The following is a 2,252-nucleotide window of genomic DNA, read 5'->3' as shown; positions in this document are numbered from 1 at the left end:
GCTGGTCGTAGCTGATGGTTTTCAATCCCGCTTCGGTGGGCAAACCGATGCGCCCTCCAATGAGGTCTGTGTTCGGCAGAGTGCACGCTAATACTTTCGCAATTAAGGTGCGACACTGCACATTATTCACCGCTTCACCGCCCCATGCATTAAGTGACGGGAAACGATTGGGGTTGGTAATAAATTCTTCACACCCTTTTAAGATCCGCGCGTATTCTGGCGGTAGGGTTTCTACCTTACCGCTTCGAAGCAACCGGCGAGACTTGAATCCGATCTCAAAAGGCGTCTTAGGGTTCCGCGCGTTCTCTTCTTCAACGACACGTTGATACAATTCAATCAAATCCAGTTTGCGAGCCTTACGCTTACGGCGATACTGCGCATCGTAACTCGATTTATCGAGCGGGGGAGGGGAGGAGTCGTGTCCAGGCGTCTTCATAACATTCACCGTCCACGTTTAAAACACATAGCACTTCATCCCGAGGGATAAACAAGCGGTGTGATTGAGAATGTGTTGTTTGGGCTTTAGCCCACGCCAAGGCTGAGTCAAAGGAGTCATATTTTGAGGTCCAACAGTTTTTAGAGCTGTTCGGATTGGTCGTCCAAACGGTGAAATTTCAACCTATCTCAACCGAGAAAAGAAATCAAACGCTGGTTTTTTAGACACAAAAAAGCCGTCTACTGTTGGGGAGACGGCTTTTTTGCAAGTGCTATATGGTCAGAGTACCACCTCTAACACACTCTAAATCTTAGAAAAAACACACTACATAGGGCACTACTGGTTAGCAGCCAATGTAGTGTGTTTTAACCTTAACGACCTAAAGCAAGTATAGCGCAGCGTCGCCTGATATTTCAATCTTTAAGTAACCTTGTGGTTTTTCCCTTTACATAATCTAAATAATACGCACGGATAAAAAACCGATAAATAACAAAAAGATAACAAATAACCTTAGAAAAATTTATAGCACATTGAGGGAGTGAAATTAAAATAATTAATATATTAATTATGTCTAATAACAATAGCGCCAACATTAAAAACCCATTTATTTTCTTTAAAATCAGCACCTTAATTTGGTGCGTATTATTTAGATTATGTTAAATTCAAGAAATGATAAGTAAGTCACAAACTCAACAAAATTAGACGCCAGTGAGCGATTACATGACTCATTGATGTTTCGGTCTAAACGAGAGCGTTTCGGTTTTTTCTATTTAGGAAGACTTTTGTATGAATTTTAAATCAGAATGTAGGGTTGAGAACAAGGAAGTCGGTATCGCTTTTAATCTCTCATCAAAGGCGAATAAAACGTTAACGCTCTCGGCGAAAAGAGCAGAGCGGGCCAAAAAGCGCGAAGGGAAACTTCGATTAGAAGATCACCTCAAACGTTTTCCTAATTGGTCGCTGTAACGAATGAGATTGCCGTCTGGGATTATTACCTCAGATGGCCTCGAAGGTGGGCTGCCTTCACGATTGCAAAAAGCGCCGCAGAGGGGCGCAGGCCTGCGTAATATGCCTAACAAATTCAGGAGCCCTCTCTGGGGCGACGTCCAAGGCTGTTTTTCTACTCAATTAAGCACGCTGGTTGAGTGGTGAAATAGAGTTACTTGGGAATACCAGACACCACATCCTTTGGATGTGCGCATTCTACTACAAGAATGCTCAAGCCAGTTTGTAGCACGGCTCTTGAAAGAGAGCCCATCGTTTTGTTTTTTAAAAGAACAAAACAATGTCCTAACAAGGAGTGTGAACGATGCAGATTATCTACGGATATTGTCGTGAAGATGAGGCCGTGAGTTTATTAGGCCACTTTGTTGAACAAGGTGATTTTGTCAGCGTCAAAGAACTGGGAACGGTTGGGCGTGAACACATGGCGTTTGCCGCTTTGTTGCCTTTTACTGGGCACCTTGCATTTCCTTTCTGTTGGAAGGGCGTTCATTTGGTTGCGGTTCAAAAACAAGCTCAGTCAGTTAATCGTCTCACTCTCCCAACCTCAAATAATGCTTGTAAAAAACGTTATCGGAAGCTTAAGAACACCATCATTAGCGCTCAAAATTGGAAGCAACATGTGAGCCGTAATCGTGGTTTGAAGTACGCGAAATCTTCGATGTTTTCTTAAGGATGTGGGAGGGAGCCCCCTTTCCCTCCATCCTGACCATGTACTTGATAAATTTATCACTCAATAAGGATATTTATTATGAAAACACGCACCCAGCGCACCCTCCTTGTCGGGCTTGGCGTTGCTGTCTCGACACTTCTT

The 2,252-nt window shown here is 43.5% G+C and carries 2 protein-coding genes and 1 pseudogene; 2 read left to right on the top strand and 1 reads right to left on the bottom strand.

The genetic code is table 11. The annotated features are described in order from the left end of the window. Positions 1-436 (bottom strand): annotated as a pseudogene (locus tag ACED25_RS23285) (hypothetical protein); the annotation flags it as partial. A 786-nt stretch (positions 437-1,222) separates the two neighbouring features. Between ACED25_RS23285 and ACED25_RS23280 the strand changes: the two are divergent. Further along, positions 1,223-1,402, top strand: a complete 180-nt coding sequence (locus ACED25_RS23280) for a TraY domain-containing protein (protein ID WP_017097351.1) — start codon at positions 1,223-1,225, stop codon at positions 1,400-1,402. Positions 1,403-1,745: 343 nt separating this feature from the next. Continuing rightward, entirely contained in the window at positions 1,746-2,111 is a 366-nt protein-coding gene (locus ACED25_RS23275; RefSeq protein WP_017098539.1) for a hypothetical protein, read from the top strand. The last annotated feature ends 141 nt before the right edge of the window (positions 2,112-2,252 follow it).

Origin of the sequence: Vibrio sp. 1F263, from assembly GCF_041439035.1 — a bacterium.
In the GTDB taxonomy this organism is placed as follows: domain Bacteria; phylum Pseudomonadota; class Gammaproteobacteria; order Enterobacterales; family Vibrionaceae; genus Vibrio; species Vibrio tasmaniensis_A.
The sequence above is the reverse complement of the archived record's forward strand: the minus strand, read 5'-3'. Positions and strand labels throughout refer to the sequence as shown.